Origin of the sequence: Psychroflexus gondwanensis ACAM 44 (genome assembly GCF_000355905.1) — a bacterium.
In the GTDB taxonomy this organism is placed as follows: domain Bacteria; phylum Bacteroidota; class Bacteroidia; order Flavobacteriales; family Flavobacteriaceae; genus Psychroflexus; species Psychroflexus gondwanensis.
Window position 1 is genome coordinate 1 of record NZ_APLF01000057.1, and the last position, 1,053, is coordinate 1,053.

Sequence of the window (1,053 nt, forward strand, 5' to 3'; positions counted from 1 at the left end):
GTCGTTGAAACTCGCGTAGATTGTCCTTTCAAAAACATTCTCTTATGATTAAAGATATTAAATATTTTGGAATTGACATTAGCCATTTAGTTTTCGACATCACGGATTCCGATGGTAATTATCATCAGTTTAAAAACAATCCTTCTGGCTTTAAAAAGTTTGTAAAACTCTTAAATCAACAGAGTCACTGTGTGATGGAAGCTACAGGCTATTACCATTATCAACTGGCTTATTTTTTACTTGAATCTGGTATAAAAGTATCTGTAGAAAACCCATTAGCTGTAAAACGCTTTATACAGATGAAGTTGTCAAAAATCAAGACAGATAAGAGCGATTCAAAAGCTATTTGTGAGTATGCTCAAAAGGTAGAATTAAAGCAGTGGAAAGGTAATACTAAGGATGAGATGGAATGCCTTCAAATCACCAGAGCTCTTTCTGTGTATACAAAACAGAGCACAATGTTAAAGAATAAGCTACATGGTGAGGACGTATTGGGTGATCCGAGCAAAGCAGTTGTAAGGTCCCTAAAACGGAGTTTAAAACAGCTTGAGAAAGAGATGAAAACCTTAGAAGATAAGTTGTTAGTTTTAGTTAAACAAGAGCATCAAGATCTATTAACTCGTTTAAAAACTATTCCAGGCATTGGACCTAAAACATCAATTATGTTAGTGGTTTTAACAGGTGGTTTTGATCGGTTCACAAGTGCAGCAGAACTATGCAGTTATGCTGGTCTAACACCAGTGATTAGGCAAAGTGGTAGTAGTGTAAAAGGACGCCCTCGAATAAGTAAAATAGGCAATCAAAAACTGCGTAATTTATTATTCATGTGCAGTTTTAATGCTTGTAAATACAACAAGGCTTGCAGAGATCTTTACGAGCGAATAGTGGCCAAAGGGAAGAGTAAGAAATTAGCACTTATTGCGGTGTGCAATAAGCTCTTAAAACAGGCCTTTGCTATTGCTAAATCAGGGTTGATATATGATAAAGAATATAAAAGTACTCTAGTGAGAAATTAATGAGTTTTTACTTGTTTTTAGCCACAGTACTTTGTTG

At 35.1% G+C, this 1,053-nt stretch carries 1 protein-coding gene; it reads left to right on the top strand.

The window, feature by feature from the left end; translation table 11 throughout:
• The first annotated feature begins 44 nt into the window (after positions 1-44).
• Entirely contained in the window at positions 45-1,016 is a 972-nt protein-coding gene (locus PGOND44_RS14895; protein ID WP_003447702.1) for an IS110 family RNA-guided transposase, read from the top strand.
• Positions 1,017-1,053 lie beyond the last annotated feature (37 nt).